15 protein-coding genes are annotated in these 17,755 nt (G+C 42.9%); 11 read left to right on the top strand and 4 right to left on the bottom strand.

Going from position 1 to position 17,755, the window contains the following annotated elements; translation table 11 throughout:
* Positions 1-60: 60 nt before the first annotated feature.
* Positions 61-759: a DUF2490 domain-containing protein gene (locus ACRHOZ_RS11860; protein WP_431125872.1), complete on the bottom strand. Its 699-nt coding sequence runs from the start codon at positions 757-759 to the stop codon at positions 61-63.
* A gap of 251 nt (positions 760-1,010) precedes the next feature.
* Between ACRHOZ_RS11860 and ACRHOZ_RS11855 the strand changes: the two genes are divergently transcribed.
* The 6 genes from ACRHOZ_RS11855 (at position 1,011) to ACRHOZ_RS11830 (ending at position 7,744) form a co-directional block, all read left to right on the top strand.
* Positions 1,011-1,799, top strand: coding sequence for a universal stress protein (locus tag ACRHOZ_RS11855; protein ID WP_431125871.1), 789 nt, complete (start codon positions 1,011-1,013; stop codon positions 1,797-1,799).
* A gap of 22 nt (positions 1,800-1,821) precedes the next feature.
* On the top strand, positions 1,822-3,657 hold the full coding sequence (locus tag ACRHOZ_RS11850; protein ID WP_431125869.1) for an SLC13 family permease: 1,836 nt from the start codon (positions 1,822-1,824) through the stop codon (positions 3,655-3,657).
* Between the two features lie 16 nt (positions 3,658-3,673).
* On the top strand, positions 3,674-5,302 hold the full coding sequence (pckA, locus tag ACRHOZ_RS11845) for a phosphoenolpyruvate carboxykinase (ATP) (RefSeq protein WP_431125867.1): 1,629 nt from the start codon (positions 3,674-3,676) through the stop codon (positions 5,300-5,302).
* Positions 5,303-5,313: 11 nt separating this feature from the next.
* Positions 5,314-6,630: an ATP-dependent 6-phosphofructokinase gene (locus ACRHOZ_RS11840; protein ID WP_431125865.1), complete on the top strand. Its 1,317-nt coding sequence runs from the start codon at positions 5,314-5,316 to the stop codon at positions 6,628-6,630.
* Between the two features lie 140 nt (positions 6,631-6,770).
* Positions 6,771-7,070: an HPF/RaiA family ribosome-associated protein gene (locus ACRHOZ_RS11835; RefSeq protein WP_431125863.1), complete on the top strand. Its 300-nt coding sequence runs from the start codon at positions 6,771-6,773 to the stop codon at positions 7,068-7,070.
* Positions 7,071-7,117: 47 nt separating this feature from the next.
* Positions 7,118-7,744, top strand: coding sequence for a hypothetical protein (locus ACRHOZ_RS11830; protein WP_431125861.1), 627 nt, complete (start codon positions 7,118-7,120; stop codon positions 7,742-7,744).
* A 51-nt stretch (positions 7,745-7,795) separates the two neighbouring features.
* Here the strand turns inward: ACRHOZ_RS11830 and ACRHOZ_RS11825 are convergent, their stop codons facing one another.
* The 3 genes from ACRHOZ_RS11825 to ACRHOZ_RS11815 all read right to left on the bottom strand — a co-directional run bounded on the left by ACRHOZ_RS11825 (position 7,796) and on the right by ACRHOZ_RS11815 (position 10,667).
* On the bottom strand, positions 7,796-7,927 hold the full coding sequence (locus tag ACRHOZ_RS11825) for a hypothetical protein (RefSeq protein ID WP_262710830.1): 132 nt from the start codon (positions 7,925-7,927) through the stop codon (positions 7,796-7,798).
* Between the two features lie 110 nt (positions 7,928-8,037).
* A complete protein-coding gene (locus ACRHOZ_RS11820) occupies positions 8,038-9,387 on the bottom strand; it encodes a sugar porter family MFS transporter (protein WP_431125858.1) in 1,350 nt (449 codons plus the stop codon).
* A 32-nt stretch (positions 9,388-9,419) separates the two neighbouring features.
* Positions 9,420-10,667 carry a 3-deoxy-D-manno-octulosonic acid transferase gene (locus ACRHOZ_RS11815; RefSeq protein ID WP_431125856.1) on the bottom strand — a complete coding sequence of 416 codons (1,248 nt, stop codon included), beginning with the start codon at positions 10,665-10,667 and terminating at the stop codon, positions 9,420-9,422.
* Between the two features lie 79 nt (positions 10,668-10,746).
* Between ACRHOZ_RS11815 and ACRHOZ_RS11810 the strand changes: the two genes are divergently transcribed.
* From ACRHOZ_RS11810 to ACRHOZ_RS11790, 5 genes are all read left to right on the top strand, one after another.
* The gene (locus ACRHOZ_RS11810) at positions 10,747-11,904 is read left to right on the top strand and encodes a DegT/DnrJ/EryC1/StrS family aminotransferase (protein WP_431125854.1); all 1,158 of its coding nucleotides are present in this window, start codon (positions 10,747-10,749) and stop codon (positions 11,902-11,904) included.
* A gap of 140 nt (positions 11,905-12,044) precedes the next feature.
* On the top strand, positions 12,045-13,061 hold the full coding sequence (gene galE, locus ACRHOZ_RS11805; RefSeq protein WP_431125852.1) for a UDP-glucose 4-epimerase GalE: 1,017 nt from the start codon (positions 12,045-12,047) through the stop codon (positions 13,059-13,061).
* Positions 13,062-13,190: 129 nt separating this feature from the next.
* Positions 13,191-14,468, top strand: a complete 1,278-nt coding sequence (locus ACRHOZ_RS11800) for an amidohydrolase family protein (protein ID WP_431125850.1) — start codon at positions 13,191-13,193, stop codon at positions 14,466-14,468.
* Between the two features lie 32 nt (positions 14,469-14,500).
* Positions 14,501-14,857 carry a hypothetical protein gene (locus ACRHOZ_RS11795; RefSeq protein ID WP_431125848.1) on the top strand — a complete coding sequence of 119 codons (357 nt, stop codon included), beginning with the start codon at positions 14,501-14,503 and terminating at the stop codon, positions 14,855-14,857.
* A 97-nt stretch (positions 14,858-14,954) separates the two neighbouring features.
* Positions 14,955-17,750, top strand: a complete 2,796-nt coding sequence (locus ACRHOZ_RS11790) for a 2-oxoglutarate dehydrogenase E1 component (RefSeq protein WP_431125846.1) — start codon at positions 14,955-14,957, stop codon at positions 17,748-17,750.
* The last annotated feature ends 5 nt before the right edge of the window (positions 17,751-17,755 follow it).

The following is a 17,755-nucleotide window of genomic DNA, read 5'->3' as shown; positions in this document are numbered from 1 at the left end:
AAAAACATGATAATAGTCATGATAATTATAAATATGATAATTGAGAAGGGGTATTACTGGTTATTTTTCAATTTCAACCAAATCTTGACGGGTAAAATCGGTGATGAACGTAATCCCCATGAGAATGGCGTTGTGGTGTGAAGTTTGAAAATGATTTTTCAAATAGCCTAATTCAATCTTCAAGTCTGGGGATAACTCCCTCCCTATACCGATATAGAATCTATTTTGGTTAAAAAAGGCCCCATCCAGATTTACAAAAACCTCGTTGGAGGATTTTACAAAAATCTTCCCGTAAATAGGTCTTTGGAATTGCAATCGATAGCGAAACCGATTATTAAAGCGAGTTTGGCCATTGTTATGGATCCACCGGTTTTCAAGCCTCCATCTATGTGACAAGGAATTCAGACTGAATCTATTCTTCCAAGTAAATTCTTCATACAACCAATATTGAAAGGTCAAGGATGCTTCACCTGAATCCAAATAGGATTTGGAGTTGACATAGGCGACACCTCCGGTAAGAATAATGGAATTGCTCAAATGATAAGAAACACCTGTCCTGATAAAGGAGAAATCGTAAACTTCAAATGGCTCGTGATGCCTTAAAATTCCCGCCAGGGGAATACTCCACTTCTCATCTATCTTATTGGTCCCGGAAAATTCCAGCCAAGAACCCGAACCATGCTCATCAAAAGTTTGGGAGCTAAGCACACTTTGGAAAAGAATACAAGAAAGGAGGTATAAAAGGCGGATAAACCTCATGGAGTTGGCTTAGGAGATTGCAGTGCAAAGGTGGGTTTTTGAACTAGCCCAAAATATGATACTTGTCAGTTCTCGATGAATTTCAGCCTCAATATTGGCTTATGTGAAAATCTGGTAATACTTGGGCAAAAAATGCGGGTTAACGTAGCCTTAACGTAATAAAAGTCCAAACCTGATTTCTGTCATGTTTTAGGTGAGTGGCGCATTCTAATTTTGAATCAAAGATTTTAAGTCATTCAAATTTTGTAGGTATGAGTATTCAGAAAATTTTAATCCCGTTCGATTTCTCAGAGGCTTCCATAAATGCATTGGAATATGCCACTGTTTTTGTTGGGCCAACGCGCAATATAGAACTTCAAGCCTTATATGTTTCGGCTATGCCGATAACGGAAGGTCAGGAAAAAACCCTGAAATTGGATTTTGGTCAGGTTGTGAAATCCTTTAATGCCAAAATCAAAACACCACCTTCATTTAGTACTGTTACTGGTAATCTCATTGAATCCGTTTTGGAGTGGCATAATACCAATGGCTCCGATCTGATATTGATGGGAACCATGGGGGACAAGGTTACCGATGAGGCCATTACCAACACCTCACGTCTGGTTTTGGAGGCCAATTGCCCGGTAATCTCGGTTCCCTTCGGAACTCCGATCAGAGAGCCAAAAGATATTGCTCTGGTGATGGGCCGCGAAGAAATTGATGATAAGGAAGTATTGAAGACCCTTTTGGATGTAGCAAGAACCTTTGATTCTAGAGTACATGCCTTAACCATTTACAGGGAATCGGTATATGCGGAAGAATCCATTGTGGATAGCACTGAGAATCTTTTGGAGTATTATTTGGAGCATTTTTACGAAGAACACGCCTTTAGCAAAAATCAGGATGTGGAAGAGGGCATTTTGGAATACATCAACAAAAAGAATATTGATCTTTTGGCCATTCTGCCCAGAAACCATACCCAAATGAGTACCCCATCTGAAGGGAGATTGACAAAGTTGTTGACCCTTCACTCCGAGATTCCTGTTTTGACCTTGGATTGATGATTGTCCCAAAATAGAAGCGATGATCACACTATTGGTAGTATTGGGTATTACGATCATTCTGTTTGTTTGGGGAAAGTTTCCACCTGATGTGGTGGCCCTAATGTCCATGTTGTCCCTGTATTTGCTAGGTATTCTGGACATTCAAGAAACCTTGTCTGGGTTCAGCAATTCAACAGTGATCATGATTGCGGCCTTGTTCATTATTGGAGAAGGACTTTCAAGAACGGGATGGACAGCCGTGGCCGGACAGCGATTTGTAAAATGGGCCAAAAGCAGCGTTCCCAAACTACTGGTCATTGTAACCCTGGGATCTAGTTTACTGTCCGGATTTGTAAGCAACACTGGAACTGTTGCTGCCTTGCTGCCGGTTACTGTTGCCGCAGCCTGGAATGCAGGAACACTGCCATCCAAATTATTGATGCCAGTGGCATTTGGCTCCAATACGGGAGGCTTGCTAACCCTAACGGGGACACCTCCAAATATTATTGCAAGCAACGCCTTGGTGGAAAACGGATTGGAAGGATTTTCATTTTTTGAGTTTGGATTGATCGGCCTTCCGCTGCTTTTGATATCCATGCTCTATTTCAGATATGTGGGCTACAGATTGTTGCCCAGTCATAGAACCAAGAATAGACCTATGGCATTGGATGAGGAAATGCATAAATGGATTGAGAACTACAGTATTGGGGATAACCTATACCGACTGCGTATTAGGTCCATGTCTCCGCTGATCAACTCCAAGGTTGGGGATTGGGATTTTGAAGAAGCCCATAATGTCTCCCTCATGCGATTAAAACGAAGGCATCCCCATCCGCTGCAAGGCATACATCAATTTGTGGAATTACCAGACCCCCAGACAGAGATGCGGTACCATGACATCATCACGGTGAAGGGAGAAGCCGAGGATGTGGATAAACTGGTACTGAAATTTAGTTTGGGGGTAATTCCATGGAAACCTGAAAAAGATTTGCTTAAAAAGGAGCTGATCAACCAAGAAGTTGGGATGGCCGAGATGATTATCACCCCTAAGTCTGTTTTTGTGGGCAAGACCCTCCCACTTGGGCATTATCTAAGTCAAGCAGGGGTTCAACTCCTGGCGGCCTCCAGAAACAGCAGGCCACTAAGTGGAAAAATTAAGATTGAAGCTGGGGATGCATTTGTGATTCGAGGTCCCTGGGAAAACATGGAGACTTTGACTTCCATGTATGAAAACTTGGTCATTTCGGGAAGCCCTGAAGCCCTGTCCAAAAATGTAGACGTGATAACACCCAAAAGCTATATCGCATTGGGAACCTTGGTATTGATGATTGCCCTTTTGGTATTTAAAATATTACCGGGTGCCATTGCAGCCCTTGCCTGTGCTGGAATAATGATGTTGACTGGCTGTGTTCCCATATCTAAGGCCTATAAAGGGATAAGTTGGACCAGCGTGGTAATGATTGCCGCAATGATTCCCATGGGACTGGCCTTACAGAAAACAGGAGTGGCCCAAATGGCCGCAAATAGTTTGGTTGATTTGCTGGGGAGTATACATCCTACGGCATTACTGGCAGGCATATTTTTATTGACCACCACCTTTAGCCAGACCATCAACAACTCGGCCACCGCAGTCTTAATGGCACCTATAGCCATAATGGCGTCAACCACCTTGGGGGTGTCTCCCAAGCCTTTTATGATCGCTGTGGCCATAAGCGCCTCCACGGCATTTTTAACTCCTGTGGGGACCACCACCAATGCAATGGTGCTGTCTTCTGGGGGATACAAGTTTACAGATTACGTGAAAGTAGGAGGGCCACTGCTGCTCCTATTCTTTATAGCAACACTAGTACTGGTTCCTTTGATATGGAACTTTTAACCTTAAAACAGAAATTATGGACGAAGTCATGGAAACAACCAAAGATTTAAGCAAATATGGCTTACAGAACGCTACGGCACATTGGAATTTAAGTGCTGAGACCTTACAAAAGATCACTGTGGAAAAAGGAATGGGTGTGGAGTCAGAAAATGGCACCCTGTCCATCAACACGGGAAAGTTTACCGGACGATCTCCAAAAGACCGTTTTTTGGTAAAGGATGAGTACACCAAGGACAGGATTTGGTGGGGCCGAATCAACAAACCCATTTCTCCTGAAAATTTTGACAAGCTTTACGATGAGGTGGTAAATTACCTTTCGGATAAAGAAATCTATGTTCGGGATGGAGCGGTATGTGCCGATCCAAAGTACCGCACCAACGTACGTACCATTACAGAATTTCCTTGGTCCAATTACTTTATCAAGAACATGTTCTTGAGATTGAACGAAGCAGAATTGGAAGATTTTGAAGAGGATTGGCTTGTGCTATGTGCACCGGGCTATGAGTGTCCAAACCCTAAAGAGTATGGAATCATTGCAGGCAACTTCTCCATTTTGAACTACACCAGAAAAATTGCACTTGTGGGAGGTTCTGAATACCCTGGAGAGATGAAGAAAGGTGTTTTTACGGCCTTGAATTTAATTCTTCCTGTAGACAGAAATGTGCTGCCCATGCACTGTTCCGCAAATGTTGGCAAAGATGGTGATACGGCAATTTACTTTGGACTTTCAGGAACTGGGAAAACCACACTTTCTGCTGATCCAGACCGAAAACTGATCGGGGATGACGAGCATGGCTGGACCGAGGATAACACCATCTTTAATTTTGAAGGAGGCTGTTATGCAAAAGTCATCGATTTAACGGAGGAAAAGGAGCCGGATATTTACAGGGCGATTCGCCCTGGAGCACTTTTGGAAAACGTGGTTTTTAAAGAAGGAACCAAGGAAGTGGATTATTTTGATAGCAGCATAACCCAAAACACCAGGGTGAGTTATCCTATTGATCATATCGACAATATCCAGACCCCTTCCTATGCCGGCAATCCAAAAAACATATTCTTTTTGACTTGTGATGCCTTTGGTGTATTGCCTCCAGTTTCCAAGTTGAGCCCTGGCCAGGCTGCATACCACTTTATTTCCGGTTACACCGCCAAAGTGGCTGGAACCGAGGCAGGCATCAATGAACCAGTGCCTTCTTTCTCTGCTTGTTTTGGAGAACCGTTTATGCCTTTGCACCCAGCAGTTTATGCAGAAATGTTGAGCAAAAAAATGAAGGAAGCGGGGGTAAACGTTTGGTTGATCAACACGGGATGGAGTGGAGGTCCCTATGGCGTAGGTTCCAGAATCAAACTGAAATATACCCGAGCCATGATTTCGGCTATTTTGGAAGGAAAATTGGATGAAGTTGAGTTTGATGCCCACCCAGTTTTTGGATTGCACATGCCTAAATATTGTCCAGGGGTTCCTACGGAAATATTGGATCCCATGAACACCTGGCTACAAAAAGGAGCCTATGTGAGCAAATCCATTCAGTTGGCGCATTCGTTTCATATTAACTTTGATAAATTTGCTAGTGAAGCATCGGAGGAAATCCTTAATGGAGGCCCCTTGATTGATTCACACCATAGCTTGGATCATCATTTTTAATAAAAAACAGTGTGAGCGAAACAAATAGATTTCAAATAGAACATCTTGGAGCGCCAAATTATAAATCTCCCCTGCAGTTAAGTACTGTCAGGGGAGATCATATCTTTAATTTTGTCAGCGAATCGGATCGGTTGGTCTTTGATATTTCCATGGATCAATACACCCATTGTCTTTCTACAGGCGAGGAGCCCAATTGTTTGGAAAAGGCGGGCCCCAGACAAAGTATCTTTTTTGACCCCAAGGAAACCACGGCGGCCATAGTAACTTGCGGCGGTCTCTGTCCTGGAATCAACAATGTGATACGCGGGGTGGTCATGGCTCTTCATTACTTCTATGGAATCAAACGCATAGTAGGTATACCCTACGGCTATGAAGGCCTAAATCCTGAAATGGGTCACGGATTTGTAGAACTCACACCGGAAAAAGTTAAGGACATTCATCAGTTTGGTGGCACCTTTTTAGGTTCCTCCAGAGGAGGACAGGATGTGTCCGTAATGGTGGATACCTTGGAGTCCAACAACATCAATATGCTGTTTGCCATTGGTGGGGATGGTACCCTTAAAGGGGTGGATGCCATTGGTGAGGAAATCAAAAAAAGAGGAGGGAGCATCAGCGTAGTGGGGATTCCAAAGACCATTGACAATGATATTGATCTGATTGACGAGTCCTTCGGATTTGAAACTGCATTTGACGTGGCCAGTCCCATCATCAGGGACGCGCACAATGAAGCCGCAGGAGCATATAATGGCATTTCCATAGTTAAACTCATGGGACGGGATAGTGGTTTTATTGCCGCATCCGCAGCTTTGGCAATGCCTGTGGTAAATTTTGTTCTGATTCCGGAAATGGACTTTCAGCTGGAAGGGGAATTGGGCTTTTTAGGAGTGTTACGGAAACGCCTAGAAAGAAAAAAGCACGCGGTTATTGTGGTTGCCGAAGGTGCGGGTCAGCAACTTTTTACGGATAAGAATAGGATCAAGGATGCATCTGGAAATGTAAAGCATGCGGACATAGGGGTTTTTCTGAAAGAACAGATCAAAGCGTATTTCACGGATATTCCGGTGACCATCAAGTACATTGATCCCAGTTATATTGTAAGAAGTGCTCCGGCCAATTCCAGCGATAGTGTATACTGTAGCCGTTTGGCATACCATGCCGTACATGGAGCCATGGCGGGGAAGACCAAGTTTGTAGCATGCAAAGTGAATAACAAGTTTGTTTACATCCCAATTGCGGAAGTCACCAAAAAACGCAAGAAAATAGATCTGGAAAGCGAATTTTGGTTTTCGGTATTACAGAGCACGGGTCAACCTTTCCTTCTAAAATAGGCCCATACAAAGACAAACGTCATAATTTGCCGGTTTTTGAAGATACAGATAGCAAATCTTACGCTATCCATTCCTGACAATTGTCATTTTTTCCAGATTATCCTGTAGCTAGCTTTATACTGATTTTAAAAATTAGCATTATGGTAGTCAACATTCAATATCAGAAAATGAAGTCCAGTGAGTCCTTGAACAAATTATTGTTGAAGAAATTAGAGCGTCTTGGGAAAAAGTACAGTTGGGTTATCAACGCCAACGTACTGTTCAAGATTGAACATGACAAAGCTGGGGAAGATAGCATTTGTGAGATTGAATTGAGTGCCCCCGGGCCCCGATTGTTTGCCAAGTCCAAATCTCATGACTTTGAGAAATCCATGGCCGAGACCGTGGATGATTTAAAAAGGCAATTGGAAAAAAGACAAGGGGTCTTTATTAGACATTGACAGGTAATTCCTGAAGTACCGCAAAGTGAACCACAAAAATTAAGACGATGAAACCAAAATTGATTCTATTATCATTGATTCTTTTGACAGGATGTGCTTCCACCCAATTGGTGGGAACATGGAAGAATCCAGATATTGTCTTGTTTGATGCTTATAAAGTTCTAGTGGTGGGGATGAGTCAGGACGATGAAGTACGCATTGAGTTTGAAACCCAATTGACAGAAAGATTGGAACAAACGGGAGTGGAAGCCATGCGCAGTATAGATCTTTTTGATGTGGAGTTTACCTCTTCCGAAAAGTCGGAGGAAGAACTTTCTGAAGTAGAACAGCAATTGTTGGACAAGGGCTTTGATGCCATTCTTTTCACCAAAGTTGTGGGAACCGAAAACAGACGGACCTTTAGGGAGCGTATGAACAAGTTCAATAACCTCTATACCCGCTTTAGTACGGATTATCTTGGACATCAGGATATGTATTATGATCCCGAGTACTACGAGACCTTCAATTTGTACCATATCGAAACAGCTCTGTACTGTATCTGTGTGGATAAGGAACGAGAGCTAATTTGGAAGGGAGACTTTGAGGTAACCGAACCCAGCAAGGTGAACAAAACCATTGACGCATACATCAGGCTAATGACCACCGCCATGCAGGAAGAGGATGTGATTTTTTAGGTGATTTCAAGAGCTTAACAATGCGGTAGACCAACCATCTGCCGCATTTTTTTATCCCAAAAGCCCTAAAAAGTCCAAAAGGATACAAACCGGGATGGCTACCAAAATGATTACGAGGACAAATACCATAAGCCGTAAAAAGCCAACCAGCATTTTGTTGCCAAAAGAGATTTCATCAGTCATAGTAGTGTAATTTCCTTTCAATGTACGGAATTATTCACAGATGTTTTGCAAACCTCCTGGCTATATTCGACTAAATGTCAGCTTTTAAGCATGTGCGGTACAATCCTGTCTTAATTGGATTTACCGCTCAACTTCCTGCCCAATTCCTCCAGGGATACCCCTTTGGTTTCTGGCATCTTAAAGATGGCCCATAGGAGTTGCAGTACCATCATGCCGGCAAAAAAGTAATAAATATGCCATACTGAATCCTTCATATAGCCTTCTTGGTCGTCAAGAAAGATAGGTGTTACCAACGTGATCAGTGCAGCAAAGACCCAATGCGTACTTGTGCCCCATGACTGTCCAAAAGCTCTGACCCGGTTTGGAAAGATTTCGGAAATAAACACCCATATCACAGCCCCTTGACCTATGGCGTGGGAAGCTACGAACAAACAAATGAATAGGATGGTGAACGATGGGGAAAGTTGCTGTTGAAAACAAATGCCCACCATGATCAAACTAAAAATGTAGCCCAAAGACCCTATGATGATCAATTGGCGGCGGCCCAGCCTATCCAGTAGCCGTACACCTATAATGGTAAACACCAGGTTGACTATGCCAATGGCAATGGAATTGAAGAGCGATTCCTTGCCCCCCAAACCTGCCTGTTCCAATATTTCAGGAGCGTAGTACAACACAAAATTGATCCCTGACAACTGGTTGAAAAAAGCTATAAAAAATCCCAGCCACAGAATTTTGGAGTATTTTTTTTGGAAAAGACCTTCATTGGAGGTCGTTAGGTCTAGATTTGATTTTATCTCTTGGATTTGTTTTTCAGCTTCTTCTGAAGAATAAATGCTCTTGAATACCTCCATTGCGGCTTCGGAATCTCCTTTTTGCGAAATCAACCACCTTGGGCTGTTCGGGATCTTTAGTACCATTAGGGTGTATAGCAAGGCGGGCAGTGCTTCAATGCCCAACATCCACCGCCAGTCGTTGGCTCCATCAAAACCTTTGAGGGCCCAGTTTGAAATAAAAGCCACCAAAATCCCAAAGACGAGCCAGAATTGGTACAAACCACCCAATTTTCCCCTATTGCTGCTGGTGGTAATCTCAGAAATGTAAATTGGCGCGGCTACTGATGAAACCCCAACCCCAACGCCACCAACAAAACGAAAGAAAGAGAACAAATAAGGTTCGGGGGCCATGGCACATCCCACTGCGGAAACAAAAAAGAGCACTCCTACCCAGAACAGGGTTCTTTTTCTGCCCAAATTTTTTGTAGGGATACCTCCCAGTAGAGCGCCCAGCACAGTTCCCCAAAGGGCCATGCTCATAATAAAGGTGCCATGGAATAGTGGGCTTGTGTCCCAAAGTTCCTTGATAGGGAGATTGGCTCCTGAAATTACTACGGTATCAAAACCAAATAAAAAACCCGCTAGGGCAGCGGTAAGGGAAATTCTAAAAACACGATTGTTCATATTGGTTGGATTTTTTTAAAACTAGGAAAAATTTAAAGAATGCTTTTGATCAACTCCATAACTTTGGACGTGGCGCCCACATTTTGTTTGATATATAAGGAATTGATTGTGCCAGTTTGCTTTCTATAACTTTCATCCAGCACCAGTTGATCCAGAAGTGATTTGAATTCCGATTCATTGCGCACCACACAGATTCCTTTTTTATCAACCAAGTCCTCAGCCTCCTTGAATCCCCTATAATCAGGGCCAATGATTACGGGTATGGCATAAACGGCAGGTTCCAAGGTGTTGTGCAGTCCTGTGGCAAAGGCTCCTCCCACATAAGCTACATCCGCATAGCTATAGATTTTGGTCAACAAACCAATGGTGTCAACAATTAGGACGTCATAGTTGCTTAGGTTATCACCTGCCTTTATTTCAGAAAAGCAAATCACTGCTTTGGAAAGTGACACCCGGATTTTTTCGATATGGGCTGGCTTTATGGTATGTGGGGCCAACACAAATTTAACTTTGTGGGAAGAGGCATTGATATATGCTGACAATATTTGCTCATCTTCGGGCCAAGTACTGCCCGCAACAAAGCACAGGCGGTCTTGTTTAAAACCATCCATAAAATCCAATTGGTTATGCTGTGCAAGTATTTCTGAGACACGATCAAAACGTGTGTCTCCACTTACAACAACATTTTGGTGCCCCAGGGATTCCAAGAGCAATTTGGAATTTTCGTTCTGAACAAAAAAATGGGTAAATGCATTGAGGCTTTTTCCCATAAAACTGCCCCAAGGTTTAAAGAAGATTTGTCTTTTGGAGAAAATCGCTGAAACCAATAGGGTAGGAATATTTCTTTGCTTCAACTCCCGGAGGTAATTGGGCCAAATCTCATATTTGATAAAAATGGCGAGATCTGGATTTAGGCTATTCAAAAATTGTTTGGCATTGGAAAGTGTATCCATGGGTAGATACAGGATAAGATTGGCAAGCGAACTGTTCTTTTTTACCTCATACCCCGAGGGTGAAAAAAAGGTGAGCACCAATTTATGTGAAGGATATGTAAGGCGAATTTGTTTAAGGATGGGAACCCCTTGTTCAAACTCTCCCAAAGAAGCTACATGCATCCAAATCCATTTGTCTTTGGTCTTGTCCAGCGACATAATAATGTTTTTGGATTTTTTTCGGCCCGTAACAAACAATTTCATTTTTGTGCTAAACAGGGCTACAAGGTGAAGGCTCCACCAGGTTAGCCTTAGCAATAGGTCGTAAATGAGGTGCAAGGGATTCATTTTCCGCTAAATTACATTCTTTCATCAATAGGCCATTATGGCATCTTAATTTCTTAATTTTGTAACTCAATTTATCTTGATGAAGAAAATACAAATGGTTGACCTAAAAGGTCAATACGAAGGGATAAAAAATGAGGTGAATTCTTCCATCACCGAAGTCCTGGAATCCTCAGCATTTATAAATGGTCCTTACGTTCATTCCTTTCAAAAGGAACTGGAGGACTATTTGGGTGTAAAACATGTAATCCCCTGTGCCAACGGAACCGATGCCTTGCAGATTTGCATGATGGGTCTAGGCTTGCAACCTGGCGATGAGGTTATCACTGCTGATTTTACCTTTGCGGCTACCGTGGAGGTTATCGCCCTGCTCAATTTAACGCCTGTCCTTGTTGATGTGGAACCGGACACGTTCAACATTGATCCCAAAGCCATCGAAAGAGCCATTACTCCCAAAACCAAGGCCATTGTGCCCGTACACCTTTTTGGGCAATGCGCCAATATGGACGCCATTATGGATTTAGCAGAAAAGCACAACCTTTTTGTGATTGAGGACAATGCGCAGGCCATAGGGGCCAGCTATTCCTTTGATAACGGAACCAAGAAAAAGGCAGGAACCATGGGGCATGTGGCCTCAACCTCCTTTTTTCCATCCAAAAACTTAGGCTGTTATGGCGATGGCGGGGCCATTTTCACCAATGATGATAATTTGGCTCATACGATTCGGGGGATGGTCAACCACGGAATGTATAAAAGATACTACCATGATGTGGTGGGGGTAAATTCTCGTTTGGACTCTATACAGGCCGCAGTGCTGAAGGCAAAACTTCCTAAATTGGACGAATACAACAAAAAAAGAAGGGAAGCAGCGGAGAAATACAACCAAGCTTTTAAAGATCATCCTCAAATTGTGATTCCCAAGATCAATGAAGGTTGTGACGATACGTCAGATTCTCCAGATTGCCATGTTTTTCATCAGTATACACTTCGTATTTTGAACGAAAAAAGAGACAATTTAGTACAACATTTGAACGATAACGGCGTTCCATGTGGGGTGTACTATCCAGTTCCGCTCCATCTGCAGAAAGCCTATGCCGATGATCGTTATGATGAAGCGGATTTTCCAGTCACCAACCAATTGGTGAAAGAAGTCATTTCCCTTCCAATGCATACGGAATTGGATGATGAACAAATTGTCTTTATCACCAAGTTGGTCTTGGATTTTGTAAATAACCAATAATGAAACGAGCATGAATTTTCATCATTGCAACTTTATGTTGGTAAATGATTAAAATTTATGGTAGTTCCTGAATGTATTCAAATTTTTTGAACCTTCCAGCCTGTTAGGCTGGCATTCAGAAATCAAAAAATTTTAAACAGATGAAAATACTAGTAACTGGGGGACTTGGGTTTATAGGTTCCCATACCGTTGTTGAACTTCAAAATGAAGGTTTTGAGGTGGTCATCATTGATAATTTATCCAATTCATCTGAAGATGTTCTGGATGGTATAGAAGCCATTACCGGAATACGGCCCATTTTTGAGAAGTTTGACCTTCGGGATAAATCTGATGTTCAGGATTTCTTCAAGAGGCATAGTGATTTGGAAGGAGTTATTCATTTTGCTGCATCAAAAGCAGTGGGAGAGAGTGTAGAAAAACCACTCCTGTATTATGAAAACAATCTTGGGGTTTTAGTGTACATGCTTCAAGAACTCACAAAAATGGACAAAGCCAATTTCATTTTTAGTTCTTCCTGTACGGTTTATGGGCAAGCTGACGAGTTGCCCATTACGGAAGACGCCCCAGTAAAACCTGCGGAATCCCCGTATGGAAATACCAAACAAATTGGCGAGGAAATTATTCGGGATACCTGTAAAATTAGCCCGCAATTGGCGGCCATTGCATTACGGTATTTTAATCCAATTGGGGCGCATCCTTCTGTGGAAATAGGGGAATTGCCTCTTGGAGTGCCACAAAATTTGGTGCCCTTTATTACCCAGACTGCGGTAGGGCTAAGGGAACAACTTTCTGTTTTTGGAGATGATTATCCCACAGAAGATGGAACCTGTATCCGGGATTACATCCATGTGGTGGATGTGGCAAAAGCGCACGTTGTAGCGCTACAACGGTTATTGAATCAAAAAAATGAAGGCAATTACGAGGTATTTAATCTTGGGACCGGCACAGGCAGCTCAGTCTTAGAGGTTATTCACAGTTTTGAGCGTGTTTCCGGCGAAAAATTGAACTACAAGATAGTGGATAGAAGACCTGGCGATGTGATCAAAGCCTATGCCGATACCACAAATGCAAACGAAGTTTTGGGCTGGAAAGCGGGGTCTACTTTGGATGATTCCATGAAATCGGCCTGGGATTGGGAGCGCAAGGTAAGAGGTTGATACCTGCAACAAAGAAAATCAAGAGGCCCGTCATACGACGGGCTTTTTTTTTCTCATCGGAACCAAGTTCTATGGCTTTAACGGAATCAATGCTTACATTTAAAGGATAATCTTTTAGCTAACTCAGATATGAAAAACTTTCTTTTGCTCCCAGCATTGCTTGTGGGTTCCATCCTAATGGCGCAAGACACCTATCTCCATTGTGGTAAAATTGTGGATGTCCAATCGGGCAAAACACTTTCGGAGAAAACCATAGTGGTTTCTGGAAAATCCATTAAGTCCATTCAAAATGGATATCAGGCAGGTGGCGCCGAGGATACAATTATCGATTTAAAGGATAAGACCGTTCTTCCTGGATTTATAGATATGCACGTTCATATTGAAGGAGAGTCAAGTCCAACCCGTTACCTGGATCGTTTCACTAAAAACGATGCTGATGTGGCATTTCAATCAACAGTGTATGCAAAACGAACTTTGATGGCTGGCTTTACTACTGTGAGGGACTTAGGAGGATCAGGAGTAAATATTGCGCTTCGTAAGGCCATAGCAAAAGGTTTAGTGGTAGGGCCACGAATTTTTACCGCCGGCAAAGCCATTGGAACTACCGGAGGACATGCTGACCCCACCAATGGAATGAAAATTTCCTTAATGGGCGATCCCGGCCCAAAAGAAGGGGTGGTAAACTCAGCAGAAGACGCTAGAAAGGCCGTTCGACAACGTTATAAAGATGGAGCAGACGTTATTAAGATAACAGCTACTGGAGGGGTTCTGAGTGTGGCCAAAAGTGGTCAAAATCCGCAGTTTACCATAGAAGAAATTGAGGCCATAGTTGAAACAGCGAAAGATTATGGCATGCTAACAGCTGCCCATGCACATGGTGATGAAGGTATGCGAAGAGCTATCAAAGCAGGTATAAAAACAATAGAACACGGGACCTTGATGAAAGAGCCTACCATGGATTTGATGGTAAAGCACAACACCTATCTTGTGCCTACCATATCTGCTGGTAAAGCTGCAGCGCAAATGGCTGAAATTCCAGGCTTTTTACCTCCAATTGTTGCTAAAAAAGCCAGGGAAATAGGTCCAGTTAGCGAGAAAAATTTTAAAAAAGCCTATGAAAAAGGAGTGCCTATTGCTTTTGGCACGGATGCTGGCGTATCGCCCCATGGAGACAATGGAAAAGAATTTACCTATATGTATGAAGCAGGGATGCCAGTAATCGATGCCTTGCGTTCCGCTACAATAACCAATGCAGAACTCTTGGGGATGAAAAATGAACTGGGGCAACTTAAAGAGGGCTTTATTGCCGATATTGTTGCTGTTGATGAGAACCCGTTGGAGAATGTTAAGACGCTGGAAAATGTAAATTTTGTTATGAAAGAAGGGAAAATTTATAAGTCGGAATAAATCCTATTTGCGAAATTGGACGTAATTACCCCATGGAAACCAATTTCAATACCAGTCTTGAGATAGTGGAATTTGCTCAGAAAGAGCAGCTCTATGATAACTTGCTCCTGCAGCTTAGCAAGGATTTTGCGTTGGCAAACGCCTCCTTGGATTTTCCCAAAGGCATCGAGGCAAAAGACTTAAAATCCCTATTGCACGAGAAGATCTATTTCCTGATTTTAGAAAAATTCCAGAACTATTTAAACTTGCTTTATGTGGTGGATATCCCAGAAAAGGAAATCAAGAAGTTAATCGCTCTGGACGTCGTTGATGCCTCTTCCGCAGTTTGCTTTTTGATCCTTAAAAGGGAGTGCCAGAAAGTTTGGTTTAGACATAAATATAACTCCTAGATGGATTTTGTCAAATTAGGCCAAGTTTGTTGATGTACCTATGGTATTTGTTGTATTTTTGACTAAATTTTTGCATAGCTTTTGCTAGAAACTATCAATGGATAAATATTCCTTTTTAAATGCTGCGCACACTTCATTTTTTGCGGAGCTATACGATAAATATCTAACAAGCCCAGATAGTCTTGAACCCAGTTGGAGGGCTTTTTTCCAAGGTTTTGATTTTGGATTGGAAAGCTCCTTGGACGAATTGGATCTGAACTCTTCCAACGGAATGGTGATTGCTCCCAATGGAGAGGAAGTGGCCCTTCCAAAATCCTTGCAAAAGGAGTTTCAGGTAATCAAGCTGATCAATGGGTACCGTTCCAGAGGACATTTGTTTACCCAGACCAATCCAGTGAGGGAACGAAGGAAGTATGAGCCATCATTGGAACTTTCCAACTTTGACCTTTCCGATGCCGATTTGGAAACTGTTTTTGACGCAGGGAAGATTATCGGAATAGGCCCAAGCAGCCTTAAGAACATTGTTGCCCACTTAGAGCGGATCTATTGCGATGCCATAGGAGTGGAGTATATGTATATCCGAACCCCGGAACGGATTCAGTGGATACAGGATTGGTTGAATGTAAATGATAACCATCCCAATTTTTCTCCGGAAGAGAAGAAGAATATTCTAAGAAAACTTAACGAGGCAGTTTCGTTTGAAGGATTCTTGCACACCAAATATGTAGGGCAAAAACGCTTTTCCTTGGAAGGTGGTGAATCTTTGATTCCCGCTTTGGATGTCATTATCGAGAAAGCTGCAGATGCTGGTGTGAAGCAATTTGTAATGGGAATGGCACACCGTGGCCGATTGAATGTGCTGACCAACATCTTTGGTAAGTCGCCCAAGGATATCTTTAGCGAATTTGATGGTAAGGATTATGAAGAGACCATCTTTGACGGAGATGTAAAATACCACTTGGGATGGACTTCCAGACGGGAAACGGACTCGGGAAAAGTGGTCAATATGAATATTGCGCCTAACCCGTCCCACCTAGAAACAGTAAACGGAATTGTTGAGGGGATTGCAAGGGCAAAACAAGACCGAAATCACCAAGAAAATGTATCTGAGGTACTGCCAATTTTAGTGCATGGCGATGCAGCATTTGCAGGACAGGGAGTGGTTTATGAAATCATACAAATGGCCCGCTTGGATGGCTACCATACGGGAGGAACCATTCATATTGTGGTCAATAACCAAATAGGATTTACTACCAATTATTTGGATGCACGATCGTCCACTTATTGCACGGACGTGGGCAAAGTGACTTTGTCGCCAGTATTGCATGTAAATGCCGATGACGCAGAGGCAGTGGTGCATGCGGCAACTTTTGCACTGGAATATAGAATGCGTTACAAACGCGATATTTTCTTGGATTTGTTGGGATATAGAAAGTATGGACACAACGAAGGGGACGAACCCAAGTTTACCCAGCCTTTATTGTATAAGTCCATTTCCAAGCACAAAAACCCAAGGGATATCTACGCAGAGAAATTGATTGCGGAAGGAATCATTGACAAGGATTACGTCAAGAGCTTGGAAGCCGAATACAAGAAAAACTTGGAAGAGGATTTGTTGGATTCCCGTAAGGTTGAAAAGACTGTGATTACGCCTTTCATGCAAGATGAGTGGGAAGGTTTTGGACAGGTTACGGAGGATGCCATGTTAGATGAGATCAAAACCTCATATCCACAGAAAAAACTTGATGCCATTGCCAAAAGTATCACAGCGTTGCCTGAAGGGAAGAAATTCCTACGAAAGTTGGAGCGATTGGTAGGTGCCCGGAACAAAATGTATTTCGAAGACAACCAACTGGATTGGGCCATGGGCGAACTTTTGGCCTATGGGTCTTTGATAGAGGAGGGTTATGATGTACGTATGACCGGTCAGGATGTGGAACGGGGGACCTTCTCCCACAGACATGCCGTTATCAAGACCGAAATGCATGAAGAGGAAGTTACCCTGCTCAATGAATTGGGAGCAAACCAAAATGGGAAATTCCATATCTACAACTCCCTGCTTTCAGAATATGCGGTAATGGGATTTGATTATGGCTACGCAATGGCAAGTCCGAAAACCTTGACCATATGGGAAGCCCAGTTTGGGGATTTTAGTAATGGAGCACAGATTATTATTGATCAATACCTGTCTTCCGCAGAGGACAAATGGAAATTGCAGAACGGGTTGGTGCTATTGCTGCCTCATGGATATGAAGGTCAGGGTGCGGAGCACTCTTCGGCAAGAATGGAAAGGTATCTTCAGCTTTGTGCCAAGGACAATATGTATGTAGCGGACGTTACAACCCCAGCCAATATGTTCCATTTGTTGCGTAGACAGATGAAGGCTGGGTTTAGAAAACCCTTGGTAGTATTTACGCCGAAAAGTTTGTTGAGACATCCAAAGGTTTTATCCACCAAGGAAGAGATGGCCAAAGGAAGTTTCCAATCCTTAATTGATGATGCGGAAGCGTCTGCATCCAAGGTGAAAACCCTGGTTTTCTGTACAGGGAAATTCTACTATGATTTGCTCGACAAAAAAGAAGAATTGCAGCGAGACGATGTGGCCTTGGTACGATTGGAACAATTGTTCCCACTTCCGTCCAAAGAGATGCGAAGTGTCCTAAAGAAATATAAGAATGCGAATGATGTGGTGTGGGCACAGGAAGAACCCAGGAACATGGGGGCTTGGGGGCATTTGTTGATGCATTTTGAGGAAGCAAAAACCTTTAGGGTGGCTTCGCGCAGATTCTACGGGGCTCCAGCTGCAGGTAGTGCGGTACGCTCACAAAGAAGACATGCACAGGTCTTGGAATATGTATTTGACAAGACCAAGGATAATATGGTTAGACGATAATTAAA

It is taken from the genome of Flagellimonas flava (assembly GCF_050617915.1).
Taxonomy (GTDB): domain Bacteria; phylum Bacteroidota; class Bacteroidia; order Flavobacteriales; family Flavobacteriaceae; genus Flagellimonas; species Flagellimonas flava_A.
This window is presented reverse-complemented; position numbering and strand designations above follow the sequence as displayed.

Bases quoted from the DNA above. Each gene is read 5' to 3' on its own strand.
- ACRHOZ_RS11860 (WP_431125872.1), bottom strand. From the start codon at position 759: ATGAGGTTTATCCGCCTTTTATACCTCCTTTCTTGTATTCTTTTCCAA.
- ACRHOZ_RS11855 (WP_431125871.1), top strand. From the start codon at position 1,011: ATGAGTATTCAGAAAATTTTAATCCCGTTCGATTTCTCAGAGGCTTCC.
- ACRHOZ_RS11850 (WP_431125869.1), top strand. From the start codon at position 1,822: ATGATCACACTATTGGTAGTATTGGGTATTACGATCATTCTGTTTGTT.
- pckA (WP_431125867.1), top strand. From the start codon at position 3,674: ATGGACGAAGTCATGGAAACAACCAAAGATTTAAGCAAATATGGCTTA.
- ACRHOZ_RS11835 (WP_431125863.1), top strand. From the start codon at position 6,771: ATGGTAGTCAACATTCAATATCAGAAAATGAAGTCCAGTGAGTCCTTG.
- ACRHOZ_RS11830 (WP_431125861.1), top strand. From the start codon at position 7,118: ATGAAACCAAAATTGATTCTATTATCATTGATTCTTTTGACAGGATGT.
- ACRHOZ_RS11825 (WP_262710830.1), bottom strand. From the start codon at position 7,927: ATGACTGATGAAATCTCTTTTGGCAACAAAATGCTGGTTGGCTTTTTA.
- ACRHOZ_RS11820 (WP_431125858.1), bottom strand. From the start codon at position 9,387: ATGAACAATCGTGTTTTTAGAATTTCCCTTACCGCTGCCCTAGCGGGT.
- ACRHOZ_RS11815 (WP_431125856.1), bottom strand. From the start codon at position 10,667: ATGAATCCCTTGCACCTCATTTACGACCTATTGCTAAGGCTAACCTGG.
- ACRHOZ_RS11810 (WP_431125854.1), top strand. From the start codon at position 10,747: ATGAAGAAAATACAAATGGTTGACCTAAAAGGTCAATACGAAGGGATA.
- galE (WP_431125852.1), top strand. From the start codon at position 12,045: ATGAAAATACTAGTAACTGGGGGACTTGGGTTTATAGGTTCCCATACC.
- ACRHOZ_RS11800 (WP_431125850.1), top strand. From the start codon at position 13,191: ATGAAAAACTTTCTTTTGCTCCCAGCATTGCTTGTGGGTTCCATCCTA.
- ACRHOZ_RS11795 (WP_431125848.1), top strand. From the start codon at position 14,501: ATGGAAACCAATTTCAATACCAGTCTTGAGATAGTGGAATTTGCTCAG.
- ACRHOZ_RS11790 (WP_431125846.1), top strand. From the start codon at position 14,955: ATGGATAAATATTCCTTTTTAAATGCTGCGCACACTTCATTTTTTGCG.